20 protein-coding genes are annotated in these 16,491 nt (G+C 69.7%); 2 read left to right on the top strand and 18 right to left on the bottom strand.

Annotated features, from left to right (window positions below; genetic code table 11):
- Nucleotides 1-60: 60 nt before the first annotated feature.
- The 12 genes from tilS to ruvC form a co-directional block, all read right to left on the bottom strand.
- On the bottom strand, nucleotides 61-1,305 hold the full coding sequence (gene tilS / locus BYZ73_RS04740) for a tRNA lysidine(34) synthetase TilS (protein ID WP_425451063.1): 1,245 nt from the start codon (nucleotides 1,303-1,305) through the stop codon (nucleotides 61-63).
- Nucleotides 1,296-2,129 carry a tol-pal system protein YbgF gene (gene ybgF, locus BYZ73_RS04735; protein ID WP_112315166.1) on the bottom strand — a complete coding sequence of 278 codons (834 nt, stop codon included), beginning with the start codon at nucleotides 2,127-2,129 and terminating at the stop codon, nucleotides 1,296-1,298. Before ybgF ends, tilS begins: the two co-directional genes overlap by 10 nt.
- Before the next feature lie 13 nt (nucleotides 2,130-2,142).
- On the bottom strand, nucleotides 2,143-2,652 hold the full coding sequence (gene pal / locus BYZ73_RS04730; RefSeq protein ID WP_108026230.1) for a peptidoglycan-associated lipoprotein Pal: 510 nt from the start codon (nucleotides 2,650-2,652) through the stop codon (nucleotides 2,143-2,145).
- A gap of 101 nt (nucleotides 2,653-2,753) precedes the next feature.
- Nucleotides 2,754-4,079 carry a Tol-Pal system beta propeller repeat protein TolB gene (gene tolB, locus BYZ73_RS04725; RefSeq protein WP_112315165.1) on the bottom strand — a complete coding sequence of 442 codons (1,326 nt, stop codon included), beginning with the start codon at nucleotides 4,077-4,079 and terminating at the stop codon, nucleotides 2,754-2,756.
- Nucleotides 4,079-5,260, bottom strand: coding sequence for an energy transducer TonB (locus BYZ73_RS04720; RefSeq protein ID WP_112315088.1), 1,182 nt, complete (start codon nucleotides 5,258-5,260; stop codon nucleotides 4,079-4,081). The genes tolB and BYZ73_RS04720 overlap by 1 nt, the downstream gene beginning before the upstream one ends.
- Before the next feature lie 9 nt (nucleotides 5,261-5,269).
- Nucleotides 5,270-5,746 (bottom strand): protein TolR, encoded by a 477-nt coding sequence (gene tolR, locus BYZ73_RS04715; protein ID WP_112315087.1) that lies wholly within the window; start codon nucleotides 5,744-5,746, stop codon nucleotides 5,270-5,272.
- A 3-nt stretch (nucleotides 5,747-5,749) separates the two neighbouring features.
- A complete protein-coding gene (gene tolQ / locus BYZ73_RS04710; protein WP_108026222.1) occupies nucleotides 5,750-6,445 on the bottom strand; it encodes a protein TolQ in 696 nt (231 codons plus the stop codon).
- 107 nt (nucleotides 6,446-6,552) lie between these two features.
- Nucleotides 6,553-6,948, bottom strand: a complete 396-nt coding sequence (ybgC, locus tag BYZ73_RS04705) for a tol-pal system-associated acyl-CoA thioesterase (RefSeq protein ID WP_112315086.1) — start codon at nucleotides 6,946-6,948, stop codon at nucleotides 6,553-6,555.
- Entirely contained in the window at nucleotides 6,945-7,595 is a 651-nt protein-coding gene (locus BYZ73_RS04700; RefSeq protein WP_108026218.1) for a hypothetical protein, read from the bottom strand. Before BYZ73_RS04700 ends, ybgC begins: the two co-directional genes overlap by 4 nt.
- A 71-nt stretch (nucleotides 7,596-7,666) precedes the next feature.
- Nucleotides 7,667-8,710: a Holliday junction branch migration DNA helicase RuvB gene (gene ruvB, locus BYZ73_RS04695; protein ID WP_112315085.1), complete on the bottom strand. Its 1,044-nt coding sequence runs from the start codon at nucleotides 8,708-8,710 to the stop codon at nucleotides 7,667-7,669.
- A gap of 11 nt (nucleotides 8,711-8,721) precedes the next feature.
- Nucleotides 8,722-9,399 carry a Holliday junction branch migration protein RuvA gene (gene ruvA / locus BYZ73_RS04690; protein ID WP_112315084.1) on the bottom strand — a complete coding sequence of 226 codons (678 nt, stop codon included), beginning with the start codon at nucleotides 9,397-9,399 and terminating at the stop codon, nucleotides 8,722-8,724.
- Nucleotides 9,396-9,902 carry a crossover junction endodeoxyribonuclease RuvC gene (ruvC, locus tag BYZ73_RS04685; RefSeq protein ID WP_075785426.1) on the bottom strand — a complete coding sequence of 169 codons (507 nt, stop codon included), beginning with the start codon at nucleotides 9,900-9,902 and terminating at the stop codon, nucleotides 9,396-9,398. Before ruvC ends, ruvA begins: the two co-directional genes overlap by 4 nt.
- Before the next feature lie 322 nt (nucleotides 9,903-10,224).
- Between ruvC and BYZ73_RS04680 the strand changes: the two genes are divergently transcribed.
- Nucleotides 10,225-10,428, top strand: a complete 204-nt coding sequence (locus BYZ73_RS04680) for a DUF1127 domain-containing protein (protein ID WP_112315083.1) — start codon at nucleotides 10,225-10,227, stop codon at nucleotides 10,426-10,428.
- Between the two features lie 45 nt (nucleotides 10,429-10,473).
- On the opposite strand, the gene BYZ73_RS04675 is transcribed toward BYZ73_RS04680, so the two are convergent.
- From BYZ73_RS04675 to BYZ73_RS04655, 5 genes are all read right to left on the bottom strand, one after another.
- Nucleotides 10,474-10,821, bottom strand: a complete 348-nt coding sequence (locus BYZ73_RS04675; RefSeq protein WP_112315082.1) for a hypothetical protein — start codon at nucleotides 10,819-10,821, stop codon at nucleotides 10,474-10,476.
- 62 nt (nucleotides 10,822-10,883) lie between these two features.
- A complete protein-coding gene (locus BYZ73_RS04670; RefSeq protein ID WP_112315081.1) occupies nucleotides 10,884-11,762 on the bottom strand; it encodes a 50S ribosomal protein L11 methyltransferase in 879 nt (292 codons plus the stop codon).
- A 41-nt stretch (nucleotides 11,763-11,803) separates the two neighbouring features.
- Nucleotides 11,804-12,370 carry an AAA family ATPase gene (locus BYZ73_RS04665; protein ID WP_220086787.1) on the bottom strand — a complete coding sequence of 189 codons (567 nt, stop codon included), beginning with the start codon at nucleotides 12,368-12,370 and terminating at the stop codon, nucleotides 11,804-11,806.
- A gap of 14 nt (nucleotides 12,371-12,384) precedes the next feature.
- Nucleotides 12,385-13,035: a peptide-methionine (S)-S-oxide reductase MsrA gene (msrA, locus tag BYZ73_RS04660; RefSeq protein ID WP_112315080.1), complete on the bottom strand. Its 651-nt coding sequence runs from the start codon at nucleotides 13,033-13,035 to the stop codon at nucleotides 12,385-12,387.
- A gap of 109 nt (nucleotides 13,036-13,144) precedes the next feature.
- On the bottom strand, nucleotides 13,145-14,167 hold the full coding sequence (locus tag BYZ73_RS04655; RefSeq protein ID WP_112315079.1) for a YeiH family protein: 1,023 nt from the start codon (nucleotides 14,165-14,167) through the stop codon (nucleotides 13,145-13,147).
- 122 nt (nucleotides 14,168-14,289) lie between these two features.
- Between BYZ73_RS04655 and BYZ73_RS04650 the strand changes: the two genes are divergently transcribed.
- The gene (locus BYZ73_RS04650) at nucleotides 14,290-15,177 is read left to right on the top strand and encodes a LysR substrate-binding domain-containing protein (protein ID WP_112315078.1); all 888 of its coding nucleotides are present in this window, start codon (nucleotides 14,290-14,292) and stop codon (nucleotides 15,175-15,177) included.
- A 6-nt stretch (nucleotides 15,178-15,183) separates the two neighbouring features.
- Here BYZ73_RS04650 and BYZ73_RS04645 read toward each other — a convergent pair whose 3' ends face one another.
- Nucleotides 15,184-16,425, bottom strand: a complete 1,242-nt coding sequence (locus BYZ73_RS04645; RefSeq protein ID WP_112315077.1) for an MFS transporter — start codon at nucleotides 16,423-16,425, stop codon at nucleotides 15,184-15,186.
- Nucleotides 16,426-16,491 lie beyond the last annotated feature (66 nt).

Raw genomic sequence — 16,491 nt, 5'->3', positions numbered from 1 at the left:
CGGTCCGCCGGGCAAAGGGCTCCCGGCCATTGGCCTAAGATAGCGATTGAGGGCGCATGTTCAATGCGAGAGTAGCCGGGTCCTGAAAGGACGGTTTACCGTCGCGCTCCAGTCCGTTCCGCGACCGGCCAATGGCGCGGCCACCAGAGCCCCCCCGCGCCAGACCGCGGGCGAGGCCAAAAGCGAGCTTCGCGGCAGTCCGGTCGCGCGCCAGTCGGGGCACAGCGCAAGCCCCGCCTCGCCCAGCGCCCGAACCTCTTCGCCGCCCGTGGCCGGTCCCGCAAGGCGCCAGCGTCCATCCCAAAGCGCATCGAGGGGCGCCGACAGCCCCACCACCGCCGCCGGCTCGCGCCCGATCCGCAGCCGCCCGGCCTTGCGGACCAGAAGACAGCCCTGCAGCGTGGTGCGCGGCGCGGTTTCGAGGCGTGCGAGGGTCGCGGCCAGCGCCTCGGCCCGGGGCGGGTAGTCGGCGCCCGAGACCCAGGCCAGCGCCCCCAGCAGCAACCGCCGCCCGATCTCGGCGGGAAGGGCCGCACGGGCGGCCTCGTCCAGCACCACATCGCCCGCCTCTTCCACAGCGATCCGCGCGGCGGCCTCGGCGGTGCAGGCGTCAAGTGCCGTGCGGGCCGCGCCCAGCCGGGCGGCCGTCGCCGCCAGCCCCTCGGCACCGATCCCCAGCGGGGCCAGCAGCGCCAGCGCCTGCCGCACCCGGACCCGGTCGAAGCGCGGGTCATCATTCGAGGGATCGTCGGCCCAGGTCTGCCCGCGCTCGGTCAGAAAGGCGCGCAGATCGGCGCGCGGAATGTCGAGGAAGGGGCGCAGCCAGGTCACGTCCAGCGCCTGCCGTTCGGGCGCCATCGCCGCCAGCCCGTCGACCCCGGCGCCGCGCGCAAGCCGCATCAGCACGGTTTCGGCCTGGTCATCGCGGGTATGGGCCAGCGCGACGCGGCCGATGCCCCGCGCCAGCGCCCAATCCGCGATCAGCCGCATCCGCGCCCGCCGCGCGGCATCCTGCAGGTTGCCACGGCCGTCCCAGCCCTGCCAGACAAGCGTGCTGTGGGGTACCCCGAGCCGCGCGCAGATCGCGGCCACGCTCCGCGCCTCGTCGGCCGCCTCGGGGCGAAGCCCGTGATCGACGGTGACGGCCGCGACCGGCGGCCCCGAGGCCCCGGCCCGCGCCGCCGCCGCCAGCAACAGCGCCAGCGAGTCCCCGCCGCCCGAGACCGCGACCGCCAGCGGCGCCGCGCCGGGACAGGCCCGGGCCAGCGCCGCTTCCAGTGCCGCGGCGCCCGGGCTCAGTTGCACCCGGCCGAGGCCATCGCGGCCCCCGCCTGCTGCGCCTCGCCCGCTCCCGAGAAGCGCGTGCGCACCTCGCCAAGCGTCACGCAGGCTTCGCGGGTCTGGCCCAGGTCCTTCAGCGCAAGCCCCAGCTTCAGAAGCGCGGCAGAGGCGCGCGGCCCAGAGGGGCTGCCCGAGAAGCTTTCCAGATAGGCGCGCGCGGCCTGCGAGGTGTCGCCCGAAGCCGACAGCGCCTCGCCACGCAGGAATTGCGCCTCGCCCGACAGCGGGCTGCCCGGATAGGTGTCGCCGAAGCGGGCAAAGATCTCGGCCGCCTTGGCATTCTGCCCGGCCTCGAGCGCAGCCTTTCCGGCCTCGAAATCGGCGCGTTCGCCAATGGCCAGTTCCATCCCGTCGGCCGCATCCGGCGCGGGCGTGATCATCGGGGCGGGCGCGGCCGAGACCGACCCGTCGCCCAGCGTCGAGGTCTGGCCCAGCTTCGAGACGTCGCCGCCCTCAAGCTCGACCAGCCGGAATTCCAGATCGCCTATCCGGCGGGTGCCGTCGTCGACGACCGTCTGGATGCGGTGTTCCAGTTCCTCGGTCTTCGAGGTCAGACGTTGCAGCTGTTCCTCGATCGCGTCGAGCCGCTGCAGGGCCGAGCCGCCCCCGGCCGAGCCCATGGCCCCGCCGGTGGTCGACAGCTCGCGCTTGAGCCCCTGCACCGAGACATTCAGCACCGTCAGTTCCTGGCGGATATCCGCCAGGGTTTCGTCGCGCGACTGGGCGGAGGCGGGCCCGCCCGCCGCCAGCCCCAGAGCCACCGTCAGGGCAAGCGCCGCAATCCGCATCATCGCGTCCTCCTCAGAACCCCGCGCCGGCGGCCAGCACGGTCACCGCGCGCCGGTTCTTGGCGTAGCAGGATTCTTCCGAACAGATCGCGATCGGGCGTTCCTTGCCATAGGTCACGGTCTGCAGCCGGTTCGGCGAGACGCCGCGCGAGACCAGGTATTCCTTGACGGCATTGGCGCGGCGGGCGCCCAGCGCGAGGTTGTATTCGCGGGTGCCCTGTTCGTCGGCATGGCCCTCGATGGTGGCCGAATAGGCGGTGTTCTGGTTCATCCAGTTGGCCTGGCCGTCCAGCGTGACCGTCGCGTCGGGCGAAAGGGTGCTCTGGTCGACCAGGAACAGCACGCGGTCGCCGATGGTCTGGTTGAAATAGGCCACCGAAGTCGGGTCGCTGGGCGAGCCGTTGGCGCCATAGGCCCCCCCGGCGCCCCCGGCGCCATTGGCCGACCCGAAGCGGTCGGCATTGGAACAGGCCGAGACGGCAAGCGCCGTCATCAGCAGGATCGATGTGGTAATGCGGGTCATTCAGGAAATCCTTTTTCTCGGATCGTCGCCGGCAAGGCCATCCTACCAGCGGCATTGGATGAGGGAAACGCGCCCGGGGCTCCGGGCGCGTCTTTCGGGTCTCAGGGCTGAAGCGGAGACCAGGACGGGTCGGACCCCTGTCCCTGATAAGGCACCTTGCGCAGGTTCCGCCCGGTGATGTCGACGGTGTAAAGCCCCGGCGCCCCGGCCGCGCCTGCGGTTTCGCGGGTAAACATGATCACCCGGCCGTTCGGCGCCCAGGTCGGGCCCTCGTCGAGGAAGGACGCGGTCAGCAGGCGTTCCTCGGACCCGTCGGTCCGCATCACGCCGATATGGAACCGGCCCTGATTCTGCTTGGTGAAGGCGATGTAATCGCCACGCGGCGACCAGACCGGAGTGCCGTAGCGTCCCTGCCCGAACGAGATCCGGCGCGGCTCGCCGCCATTCGCGGGCATCACGTAAAGCTGCTGGGTGCCCGAGCGGTCGGATTCGAACACGATCTGGCTGCCATCGGGCGAAAAGCTGGGCGCGGTCTCGATCGAGGGCGCGTCGGTCAGCCTGCTGCGGCGACCCGATTGCAGGTCAAGCTCGTAAAGGTCGGTATTGCCGCCCTGGGCCAGCGAGAACAGCACCCGCCGCCCGTCGGGGGCAAAGCGCGGCGCGAAGGTCATGGTGCCGGGCTGGTCGTCCAGCATACGGCGCTGGCCGCTGGCCACGTCCAGCAGATAGATGCGGGGAAAGCCGCTTTCATAGCTCGTGTAAAGCACGCGGTCGCCGGTGGGCGAGAAGCGCGGCGCGATCACGATGGAATTCGCGTCGGTCAATGCCTGCATGTTGGCGCCGTCGTAATCCATGATCGCCAGTTGCTTGGCGCGTTCGTTCTTGGGGCCGCGCTCGGCCACGAAGACGACGCGGCTGTCGAAATAGCCGCCCTCGCCGGTGATCCGCGAATAGACCTGGTCGGCCACCTTGTGGGCGACCCGGCGCCAGCTTCCGGTGGCCCCGCCGAATTGCAGCCCGTCGCCCAGCGGCGCCTGCGAATAGACGTCGTAAAGGCGGAACTTGACGCTGAGCCGCCCCGAGCCGTCGACGCTGACCGCGCCGGTGATCAGCGCCTGGGCGTTGATCGCCTTCCAGTCGGCATATTGCACCGGGCTGGCAAAGCTCGTGACCGTCGACAGGAAAGCCTCGCGCGGGATCTCGCGGAACAGGCCGGTGCCTTCCAGATCGGCGGCGATCACGCGGGTGATGTTCTGCGCGTATTCGGCAGCGGCCGCGTTCTCGGCCACGAATTCGGGCACGGCGAAGGGCAAGGGCTCGATCACCCCTTCGTCGATCACGATCCTCAACGGACCGTTCTGAGCCTGCGCCGGCAGCGCGGCATGTCCAAGGACCAGCGCCAGGAGCGCGGTCAGAAGGCGCAGCATCATCGAATCCTCATCTTTCCGGGGTCGAAGGTCATCTCGATCTGACGCCACTGGTCGTATTTCTCGACCGGCAGCGGGAAGCCCGACGACCCGCACATCACTATGGCGCGGCGCGCCGATTCGTAGGTCTGGCGTGCGGCGGATTCCGATCCGCCGGTCCAGGAAATCATCCGGATCGACCCGATATTGGGCTTTCCGGTCTCTTCCATGTCCACGCCGAGAACGACCGAGGTCTGCATCGCCTCGGTCGAGAGCGAACCGACGTTCCAGCAGCGCGAGACCGACACGCGCAGCGCGTCGCGCTCGCCCGCGGTCAGGGGCGGGCCGCTGGCGGCGCGCCCGGCCCCGCCGGTGCCCTCGGGGGCGGCGGCGGGCTCCGACAGCGCATCGGCGACGGCGCCCGCGACGGCATCGGCCAGGCTGTCCTCTTCCGAGGCGGTCTCGGCGGGGGCATCGGGCTCTGCCGGGGCCTGCGGCGCGGCGGCGGACTCTGGCGGCGGCGGGGTCTCGCGCGGGGGCGCGGCGGGACGGTTCGGTCGGTTCCGGGGCCGAGGCGACGAGGCCATGGCCAGCCCCGTCTCGGGCCGTTCCTCGGCCTCGGTGACGGTCTGGGTCGCGGCCTCTTCGGGCGCGGCCTCGTCGGCCTCGGGCGTGGGCCGCTCGGCGGCCGGATCGGGGCGGGTGGCCTGCGAAGGCTGTTCGGCCACGACCGCGTCCTCGGGCGGCGGCGCCGAGGGTTCGGGCGCGATCCGGGTCGAGGGGCGCGGCGGCGCGGTATCGGTCACCGGCGCCTCGGGGGCTTCGGGGATCTCGGGCGCCTCGGGGGCGGTCACGGTCTCGGCGACATCGGCCTCGGCCGGGGGCTCCAGCGCCTCGGGCGCGGTATCGGGCTCGGCCGGGGCCTGCGGCGCGGGCGGTTCGGGACGTTGCGGGCGCGCCTCGGGCGCGGGTGCGGGACGCGGCGAGCGCGGCAGCGACGGGGCCTCCGGCGGGGCGACCTCCTGCGACGGCTTCGGCGCCGCGGCCGGAGCCGTCAGCGCCGCGAACTCGTCGCCGGACAGGATCGTCACGTCGGTCACCTCCATCGGCTTCGGCGGCGGGGCGTCGAACAGCCCGGCCAGCATCACCCAGGCGATCAGACCCAGATGCGCGCCCCCCGAGATATAGGTCCCGGTGTTCATGTTGCGGCCCTACTCGTCCCGCCCGTCGAGGGTCGGACCGCCGGTATCGGTCACCAGACCGATATTGCGGAAGCCCGCGGAATTGAGCGCGCCCATCACCTGCACCACACGTTCGTAGGGGATGGCGCCGTCGGCGCGCAGATAGACCTTGTCATCCTCGCGTTCGGCAGCCACCGCCTTCAGTTTCGGGACCAACGCGTCCGAGGCCACCTCGGTTTCCTGCAAGACGACCTTGCCATCGGCGGTCAGCGTCACCGTCAGCGGCGCCTCCTGCTCGGCGGGCAGCGCGCTGGCGGCGGTCTTGGGCAGTTCGACCGGCACCCCCGCGGTCAGAAGCGGCGCCGCGACCATGAAGATGATCAGCAGCACCAGCATCACGTCGACCATGGGCGTGACGTTGATTTCGGACATGGCCGCGGGGTGGCGGCGATGGCCGCGCACCCGCCGTCCGCCCGAGCTTTTGCGAGGAGTCAGGCTGGCACCCATGGCTCAGGCGTCCAGCTGGCGCGACAGGATGGTCGAGAATTCGTCGGCGAAGGATTCATAGCCCCCGCCCAGCCGGTCGCTGTCGGCAGAGAGCTTGTTGTAGAAGACCACAGCCGGGATCGCGGCCAGCAGACCCAGCGCGGTCGCCACCAGCGCCTCGGCGATGCCGGGTGCCACGACGGCAAGGTTGGTGTTCTGCTGCAGCGCGATCTGCTCGAAGGCGTGCTTGATGCCCCAGACCGTGCCGAAGAGCCCGACGAAGGGTGCGGTCGAGCCCACGGTCGCAAGGAACGAGAGCCCCGCATTCAGGTTGTCGGTCTCCTTGGCGATGGCCACGTCCATAGACCGGTCGATCCGGGCCGCGGCGCCCGCGATCAGCTTGCCGTCCTGCCGGTGGCTGCGGCGCCATTCCATCATGCCCGCGGCAAAGATCCGTTCCGGCGCGGCCTGCGGTTCGGGGCCGATCTTGTCGAACAACTCGTCCAGAGGCTCGCCCGACCAGAATTCCTCGTCGAAGCGCGCGGCCTCGGCCCGGGCCTTCCGGTAGGTGATGATCTTCTGGATGATGATCGACCACGACCAGAACGAGGCCACGATCAGCAACAGCATCACCAGCTTGACCGTGAAGGTCGCGCGCAAGAAAAGGGCGAGCAAGGAGAAGTCAATCTCCTGCGCCATCGCAAGGGTATCGGTTTCCATTCTGCCTGCTCGTTGGATTGGGCCGGTTCTTCCGGCCCGCGTTACACCGGACGCTAGCGCGTTTTAAGGGGGATTGCCAACACAACCGCGTCAGCGCGGGGCCTCGCCTACCCGGTTTCGAGGCTTCGGCGAAACTCTGCCGGAAGTCGCGCCGGTCGCCCCTCGGGACCCAGCGCGGCCAGCGTCACTCGGGCCTCGAACAGCCGCGTGTCGCCACGCAGAACCGCCTGATCCAATACCAGCCGCGCGGCCGTCGCCCGCACCAGATCGGTCTCGACCGTCAGCAGGTCGTCGAACCTGGCCGGGCTCAGATAATCGGCCTCGACCCGGCGCACCGCGAAGACGATGCCGGTCTCGGCCTTCAGCCGCCCCTGATCAAGCCCGATCCCGCGCACCCATTCCGACCGGCCACGCTCTATGAACTTGAGATAATTGGCATAATAGACGATGCCGGCAAGGTCGGTGTCCTCGTAATAGACGCGGACGGCGAAGCGGTGGGTCATGTATCCTGCGCGAGTGTCTGCCCAAGGGTGCGGCCGATCCGGGCGGCGAGGCGCAGCGCGTGGCTGGAATCCCGGGCGACCGTCGGCATCGCCGGGTCATAGCCTGCCCGGATCACCGCCGCAATCTCCGGCCGCAACACCAGCGTACCGTCCGGCGTGCGGGCCAGCGGGCTGCGCTCGGCGAAGGCGGTATCGGACCACAGCAGGATCGTCTGGACCATCTGGTTGAGCGCGATCGATTCAGCCGGGACCCGGGCCAGATCCGCATCCATCCGCACGAAGACGAAGGCGGCGCGGATCGCGCCATCCTCGTCGAAGCGGAAAAACCGGTACTGGTTGGCCCCCGCCGCCTGCAACCGGCCGACCCGGCGCACCAGATCGGGCACCAGCCGGTCGAGATGCGGCACCCGGACCAGCTCCAGCCAGTCTTCGAAAAAGAAGACGATGAGGTTAGACCCCAGATCCGGGTCGGTTTCGGTCAGTTGGTGCCCGGCCAGCGAAACCACCGCCTCGCAGGCCCCCTTGAAGGTCGCCAGCGTCGCGTCATCGACCCCGAAGACCACCGGCGCGATGGGCCGCCCCCAGCGCGCGAACAGATAGTCGCCGTCGGACCGGGTAAAGAGCGCGGTCACCTCATCGGGGGTCATCTCGGTCTCCTTTCGGCATCTGTCGCGGCCGCCGTCGTCAGGAACGCAGGGCGGGGCGGCAGCCGGGCCCGTCAGGCGCCTTCGTCGAACAGGCTGGTCTGCGCGGTTTGCCCGGCCGGGCGCGGCGCCGCAAGACCCAGATGCCTCCAGGCCTTCTGCGCCAGCATCCGGCCGCGCGGCGTCCGCTGGATCAGCCCCTGTTGCAGGAGATAGGGCTCGATCACTTCTTCCAAGGCGTCGCGCGATTCCGATAACGCGGCCGAGAGCGTTTCGATCCCAACCGGACCGCCGCCGTAGTTTTCCGCGATGAGCCTCAGATAGCGCCGGTCGGCGCCGTCGAGCCCGACCGCGTCGACCTCCATCCGGGTCAGCGCATGGTCGGCCACCTTGCGGGTGATGCGCCCGTCGCCCTCGACCAGCGCGAAATCGACGACCCGGCGCAAGAGCCGCCCGGCGATCCGGGGCGTGCCGCGGGCGCGCCGCGCGATCTCGCGGATGCCCTCGGGATCGGCGGGAATGCCGAGCAGGCGCGAGCCGCGCGCCACGATCTCTTCCAGTTCGGGCACGGTATAGAATTGCAGCCGCACCGGAATGCCGAACCGGTCGCGCAGGGGCGTCGTCAGCAGCCCCAGCCGGGTCGTGGCGCCGACCAGCGTGAAGGGCTGCAGTTCGATCCGGACGGTGCGCGCGGCCGGACCCTCGCCGATCACGAGGTCCAGCTCGAAATCCTCCATCGCGGGGTAAAGGATCTCCTCGACCACGGGCGACAGCCGGTGGATCTCGTCGATGAACAGCACATCGCGCTTTTCCAGATTGGTCAGGATCGCCGCAAGGTCCCCGGCCTTGGCCAGAACCGGCCCCGAGGTCATGCGGAAATTCACCCCAAGCTCGCGCGCGACGATCTGCGCCAGCGTGGTCTTGCCCAGCCCCGGCGGCCCGTGGAACAGCGCATGGTCCATCGCCTCGCCGCGCTGGCGCGCGCTTTGCAGGAAGACCCGCAGATTGGCCCGCGCCTCGGCCTGGCCGATGAAGGCGTCAAGCGTTTCGGGGCGCAGCGCGCGGTCGGAATCCTCGGGGCGCGCCTCGGGGCGCAGCATGGGGTCGGGTCCGGTCATTCAGTCAGCCTTCAGTCCGCCTTGGGGGCCAGCAGCTTCAGCGCCGCGCGGATCAGCGCCTTGGTGTCGGCCTCGGGCGTTTCGCCCGCGGCCCGCGCCACCGCCTGGGCGGCTTCGGACGGAGCATAGCCGAGATTGCCCAGCGCCGACAGGGCGTCGGCCTGCGCCGAAACCGACGTCGAAACCGGGGCCTGCGGGCGCGCCACGGGCGCAGGTGCTGCGGGGCCGGGTTCGATCACCGCTCCGGCCGCAGGCTCGGGCGCGAGGCGGCCGCCCAGCGCCATCACCGCGGGGGCCTTGTCCTTCAACTCGTTGACCACGCGTTGCGCGATCTTGGGGCCGACACCGGGCGCGGCCTTGATCGCGCCCCAGTCGCCGAGCGCGATGGCCCGGCCGACGCCCTCGGCCCCCAGCGTGCCGAGGATCGCCATCGAGGCCTTGGCCCCGATCCCCTGCACCCCCATCAGAAGCCGGTGCCATTCGCGGTCATGCAGCGTCGGAAAGCCGTAAAGCTGCAACAGATCCTCACGGACCAGGAGGTCGGTATAAAGCGCGACCGCCTCGCCCGGCCCCGGCAGCCCCATCAGGGTGCGGTCCGAGACATGCACGACATAGCCCACGCCGCCGACATCGATCATCACCTGATCGGCGCCCTTGTGGATCAGCCGTCCGGCCAGCCGCCCGATCATGCGCCGGCCCGGGCCAGCGCCGCCGCCAGCCGCGCGCCCCCCGCCAGGTGATGGGCATGGCACAGCGCGATGGCCAGCGCATCGGCGGCATCGGCCCCGGCGATCTCGATTCCCGGAAATTGCAGCCGCACCATGTGGTCGATCTGGCGCTTGTCGGCATGGCCGACGCCGACGATGGCCTTCTTGACCGCGTTCGGGGCATATTCGCCGACCTCGAGCCCGGCCTGCGCCGGCACCAGCAGCGCGATGCCCCGCGCCTGCCCCAGCTTCAGCGTGCCCGCCGCGTCGCGGTTGACGAAGGTCTGTTCGACCGCCGCCGCCTCGGGGGCGTAGCGGGCGACGATCTCGGTCAGCTGGATGTGCAGCGACAAAAGCCGCTCGGCCAGGGTCTCGCCCGAGGAGTGGCAGATGCCGTTCGCGATGTGACCGAGTCGGCTGCCCCGCTGGTCGATCACCCCCCAACCGGTGTTCCGGAGGCCCGGGTCGATGCCCAAGACACGCATGGCTGCCCCATTTCTTGTGGCTTTTCGGACGCAGTAGCACGAAAAGCGAACATCGGCCAGACGGAATGCGGTCGGGCGGTTTCATGCCCCATCGCGGGACCGGTTGCGTCCGCGGTCAGGAAACGGCCTCTGGATGTCGGAAAGCGACCAGACGGGGAAGCGTTTTTTCCCTTTTATGACGGGGAATTGTCCGACCGTTTCCGACATGCGCGCGGCGCATGCGTCGCATGCAGAATTGCCCGGTTGCGCACCACATTCCGGACGAATAGCTGCGCTTTTATGCAGTCGACGAACGACTCGCAGCGACGGAAGGACCTTCAAGATGGCCATGTTCGAACTCTCGCACCCGCAACCGGCCGGCCTGCTGGCGACGGCCCCGCGTCTGGGTTTTGTCACCGCCCTTGTCGCCCGCGTTCAGGCCTGGGACGAGTTGCGCCGCACGCGCAAGGCGCTGTCGCAGCTGAGCGATCGGGAACTCGACGATATCGGCCTCTGCCGTGGCGACATCGACACCCTTCTGCGGTGAGATCGGCGCGCCCTGCCCCATGGGACCGGATGCGGCCGGAGGCGGTCAGTGCCCCCGGTCGAGCAATGCCAAGACCCTGCGCGCAACCCAGCCCGTCGCCGGGTCGACCTGCATGATGGCAGCCGCCGCACGCTCGACCGGCGTGCGGCTTTTGGCCTGGGCCAGACGCTCGGCATAGGCCGGGGCGCCGATCTGGACGAGGATCGCCACCTTCACCAGCGTGACCGTCACGGCCATGACCCCCAGCGACCGCCACAACGGAAGATGCAGGGAAAGGCGCGGCCGAGTGCCGGAATGAGGCGTGTCGGCGGCCTCGAAGGCGCGGCCGGAGCGGTGCAACTCGGCCACCCGCTGCAACCGGTTTTGGAAGTCGCGATATTGGGGATCCTGCATCGCCCTCTCCCGCATCGGCCAAGTTCGGCCATGATGCCGGGAGAAAGCGGCAATTTTGCGGCTCAGCCCCTGCCCTTCAGGACACAAAGCGTGGTCCAGTCGCCGATCTGTTCCGACCCCTCCAGATCGAGCCCGGCGGCGGTATAGGCCGCGGCCACCTCGTCGGCCTGTTCGTTCAGCAGCCCCGACAGGATCGCGATCCCGCCCGGGGCCAGCTGCGCCGCGATGTCGGGCGCCAGCGCGATCAGCGGCGCCTTGAGGATATTGGCAAAGATCAGCCCGTAAGGCGCCGCAGCTGCCAGCTCGGGATGATCGAACCCCGCCGCCTCGAGGCAGCGGATGCGCCCCGCCAGCCCGTTCGCCGCCACATTGGCCTCGGCGACCTCGACCGCCACCGGGTCGATGTCGGAGGCGACGATCGGCACCTGCCACAGATGCGCCGCCGCCATCGCCAGAACGGCCGTACCGCAGCCGATATCGGCCACGGCGTCGGGCGCCAGCCCGGCCTCGGCCAGCCGGTCGACCGCGCGCAGGCAACCCAGCGTGGTGCCGTGATGCCCGGTGCCAAAGGCCATCGAGGCCTCGATCAGCAGCGGCACCGGCCCCTCGGGCACACGGTCGGCATCGTGACTGCCGTAAAGGAAGAAGCGCCCGGCCTGAACCGGCGCCAGATCGCGCCGCACCTTGGCGACCCAGTCGGTCTCGGGCACCTCGGACACGGTGAAGGGCCGCGCCCCGTGCACCACCGCCAGAAGCGCCAGCCCGGCCTCGTCGGGGGCCTCGGTGAAGAAGGCCCCCAGTTCCCACAGGCCCGAGCCGTCCTCGATCTCGAAGACGCCGACGCCGATGGGTTCGGGGTCCATCCGCGCCTCGATGGCCTCGGCCAGAGCGTCGGCGGCCTCTTTCGCGGTCAGCGTGGTCAGCGCGGAATAGGTGGGCATCGGGGCGGCCTTTCGGATGGGCTGGGATCAGAGCCCAGCGCCTAGGCCGCGCCGACGGTCTGGTCAAGCGCCTCGATCACCCGGTCGGCCAGCAGATCGGGCGCAACCGAGGAGTCGAGCCGGATCACCGGACAGGGCAGCTCCTCAAGCCAGAGCTCGTGCTTGACCCGGGTGCGGCCGGTGAAATCGGGGCTGTCATAGCCCATCGCATAGTCCATGAAGGCGCGGTGCGCCCCGGCCTGCGGGCCGCCGGGCAGGATGGCATCGCCATAGCGCAGCCGCTCGCGCCGCCTGAGCCGCGCCAGACGCTGCGCGGGGGGCAGGGTCAGGAAGACGACATGGGTGAAGCGCGGCACCAGCGGCTCGCCCCAGCCCAGCAGCGAACCTGCGAGGATCCAGTCGGAACGGGGCAGGAAGATCTCGACCATCAGCGCCAAGCGTTCTTCCGGCGGGCGCTTACGACTGAACGGCGGATCGGAGGGATGCCAGTAGAAATCGTCGGTGTCGAAGCATTGCGAGGCCAGCCGTACGGCCAGCCCCCGGGCAAGAGTGGAACATCCCGCGCCACTGGCGCCGGTGATATGAAGGCGCGTCCCCGCAATCGTCACCGATGGCCCCCGGATCAGGCGGTCTCTCCCCCCGGACAGCTTACGCCCGTGCCCCCGAGCCCGCAATAGCCGCCCGGGTTCTTGGACAGGTACTGCTGGTGATAGCCTTCAGCATAGAAGAAGGGCGGCGCCTCGCGGATCTCGGTGGTGACGGCGCGGTAGCCCGCCGCCTTCAGCCGGGCCTGATAGGCCGCGAGGCTGGCTTCGGCCGCCGCCTTCTGGTCGGGGGTGTAAACATAGATCGCCGAGCGGTACTGGGTGCCGCGGTCGTTGCCCTGACGCATGCCCTGGGTGGGGTCGTGCCCTTCCCAGAAGGTGCGCAGCAGACGGTCGAGCGAAATCTCGGCCGGGTCGTAGACCACGCGCACCACCTCGGCATGGCCGGTGCGGCCGGTGCAGATCTCTTCATAGGTGGGGTTTGGCGTGAAGCCGCCCGCATAGCCCGCCGCCGTCATCCAGACGCCCGGCAGCTTCCAAAAGAGCCGCTCGACACCCCAGAAGCAGCCCATGCCGAAGACGATCTCTTGCATCCCCTCGGGAAGCGGCGCCTGCAGCGGACGCCCGAAGACGTGATGGGTCTCGGCGGTGGCGATCGGCTCGGGACGACCTTTCAGCGCCTCGTCCTCGCGCACCATCTCGGTCTTTCGGCCCAGAAGGGAAAACATGCACACACCTCCGTTCTTTTGCACCACAGTCGATATAGGCGGCCCGCGACGGCCGCCTATGGGGCAGATCTGGAATTGAAGGAATTTTGAACGGATCGCGGGTTTGACGTCAGAGCAGCGCCACCAGCGCGAGCGCAAGACCCGCCACGAAGACCGAGGCCGCCGCCCCCAGCAGCAGCGGGCGCAGACCCTTGCGCCGAAGCTTGCGGATGTCGGTTTCCAGCCCCATCGCCGCCAGCGCCACGGTCAGCAGGAAAGAGGCCGTCAGCGCCAGCCCGTGCTGCGCCGCCTCGGGCAGATCGAGGACCGAGTTGACCCCGACCATGGCCAGGAACCCGACCACGAACCAGGGCATCGGCGCGGCCCCGTCGCCGGGGGCATGGCCGCGCCACCGGCCGACCCGGGCCAGCGTCAGGATCAGCGGCGCCAGCAGGATCACCCGGCTCAGCTTGGCCACGGTCCCCGCCTGCCCCGCCGCATCGCCCAGCGCGAAGGACGCGCCCACGACCTGCGCCACCTCATGGATCGAGGCCCCCGCCCAAAGCCCGTAGGCCTGGGGCGTCAGATGCAAGGCGGTCCCGATCAGAGGGAAGGTCAGCATCGCCGCCGACCCGAAGACGGTGACGCAGGCGATGGCATAGGCCACATCCTCGTCCGACCCGCGCGTGACCGTGTTGCAGGCCAGCACCGCCGAGGCGCCGCAGACCGACGTGCCCGCCGCGATCAGCTCGCCCAGCCGCCGCTCGACCCCCAGAAGACGGGCCATCGCCTTGGTGAAGACGAAGGTCGAACAGAGCGTCACCGCCACGATCCCCAGCCCCAGCGGCCCGACCGCCGCCAGCTGGCCCAGCGTCAGCTGGAACCCCAACAGCACGATGGCCAGCCGCAGCGGCCGTTTCAGCGAAAAGGCGATGCCGGGGGCGGCCAGCGGTACCGGGCCGATCCCGTTGCGGATCGCCATTCCCATGACCATCGCCAGCACCAGCGGGCTGAGCGCGGGGATGCCCAGCGCGCGGTGCAGCCCCAGTGCCACCAGCGCCAGCCCCCCGGTCAGCGCGAGCCCGGGCAAAAGCCCGGCGCGGTCGATCCGGGCCAGCCCGCGCAGGGCGCTGTCGAGGGGGGTGTCGGTCATGGGTCTGCCTTTCCGTTGCCGTGGGCGGCAGGCTGGACCGGCGCAATCGTTTTATCCAACGGATTGCTTGGATGCTTTCGTTCGATTTTACTAATTTATCAGCATGCCTGTAAGACCGATGCATGACCCTAGAACAGATCCGCATCTTCCTGGCCGTCGCCGAACGCCAGCATGTGACCCGGGCCGCCGAAGCGCTGAACCTGACCCAGTCGGCGGTTTCGTCGGCGGTGGCGGCGCTGGAGGCGCGGCACCGGGTGCGGCTCTTCGACCGGGTCGGGCGGCGGATCGCGCTGACCGAGGCCGGGCGGCGTTTCATGGACACCGCCCGCGCCCTGCTGGCCGAAAGCGAGGCGGCCGAGCTGATGCTGGCCGATCTGGGCCAGACAGCACAGGGCCGGCTGCGGATCTCGGCCAGCCAGACCGTCGGGTCCTACTGGCTGCCGCCCCGGCTGGTCGCTTTGCATGAAACCCATCCCGGCGTCGCGATTTCGCTGAAGATCGGCAACAGCGCCCAGGTCGCCCGGGCAGTGAGCGAAGGGGCCGCCGATCTGGGCTTTGTCGAGGGCGAGGTCGATGCCCCCGACCTGCTGACCCGGGTGGTCGACCGCGACGCGCTGGCGCTGGTGACCCGCAAGGACCATCCGCTCGCCGCGGCGCCCGCCCCCGACCGCGCCGCCTATCTGGCACAGGACTGGGTCGTGCGCGAACCGGGCTCTGGCACCCGTGCGGTCTTCGAGGATCATCTGGCGGCGATGGGGCTGAGGCTGGCCGATCTGAGCCTCGCGATGGAGCTGCCGTCGAACGAGGCGATCCTCGCGGTGGTCGCGGAAAGCGACTATGCCAGTTTCCTCTCGGCCGGCACGCTGGCATCCCATGTCCCGGCCGGGATCTCGTTTCGCGAAGTGGACTGGACGGCGCGGCCAGAACGGGCCTTTTCGGTCCTGATCCACCCCCAGCGCTATCGCAGCCGGGCGGTCGAGGCGCTGTTGACCCGGATCGGCGGCGCCTGACGGCGCTTATTCGGCCGGCGCCGGGGCGAAGCGCGCGAAGACAGTTTCGTTGCCCGGGGCGGGATGGCGCGGGATCATAAGCGCCAGCGCCAGCGAGGTCGCCGCCATGCCCGCCGCCAGCAGGAACACGCCGCCCGGCGAAGTGACCCAGAGATAGCCCAGCGCCGCAGGCAGGAAGACCGCCGCGATATGGTTGATGGTGAAGGCCACGGCGGCGGTCGGGGCGATGTCGCCCGGATCGGCGATCTTCTGGAAATAGGTCTTCAGCGCGAAGGCCAGCGCGAAGAACATGTGGTCGATCACGTAAAGCGTGGCGGCCAGCACCACGCCCCAGCCCAGATAGTAGATCCCGCCATAGGCCAGAAAGACGCAGATCAGCCCGGCATACTCAAAAACCAGCGCCGGCCGCTCGCCCCAGCGCGCGACCGCCTTGCCCATCAGCGGCGCGAAGGCCATGTTCGCCAGGAAGTTGATCAGGAACAACGCGGTGACCTCGTTCACCTCGAAGCCGAAGCGTTCGACCATCATGAAGGCGGCAAAGACGGTGAAGATCTGCCGCCGCGCCCCCGACATGAATTGCAGCAGGTAATAAAGCCAGTAGCGCCGCCGCAGGATCAGCCGCTTGACCTGCGGGTTCGGGGCCTCGAATTGCGGATAGGCCAGGAGGCAGAACAGCGCGACGACGGCCGTAAACCCGCCCGAGGCGAGATAGACGAAATTGTAGGACAGATCGAAGGTCTTCCAGGTGACGACCAGCAGCCCGTAGGCCAGAAGCGCCGCCGCGGACCCCGCGGCCATCAGCCAGCCCAGCGTCTGCGGCGCCTTGTCCTTGGCGATCCATTGCAGCTGCAGCGACTGGTTGACCGTCTCGTAATAGTGGAACCCGATCGAACTGAGCATGGTGATCGTGAGGATGCCGCCCAGCGAGGGGAACCAGGCGGTGACCGCCGTCGCCGCCCCCAGAAGAAGCAGCGACACGACCCCCAGCACCTGTTCGCGCATGAAGAGGATCAGCGCGATCACCCCGATCGCCAGAAAGCCCGGCACCTCGCGCACCGTGTGCAGCCAGCCGATCTCGACCCCGGTGAAGCCCGCGGCCTCGATGACGAAATTGTTCAGAAGCGCCGACCAGGTGGCGAAGGCCACGGGCATCGCGAAGGCCATCACGAACAGAAGCGACACAGGCCGCCGCCAGAGCGGCAGCGTGTCGGCGGCATCGAGGCGGAGGGGGACAAATCGCAGGCTCATTGTCTTCCCATATCCGTGAAATCCTGCGCTGGCGAGACGATTCCGGCAGGGTCTCGCAGGCCGCGG

The sequence above is a fragment of the Rhodovulum viride genome (assembly GCF_003265965.1).
GTDB lineage: Bacteria > Pseudomonadota > Alphaproteobacteria > Rhodobacterales > Rhodobacteraceae > Rhodovulum > Rhodovulum kholense.
The sequence above is the reverse complement of the archived record's forward strand: the minus strand, read 5'-3'. Positions and strand labels throughout refer to the sequence as shown.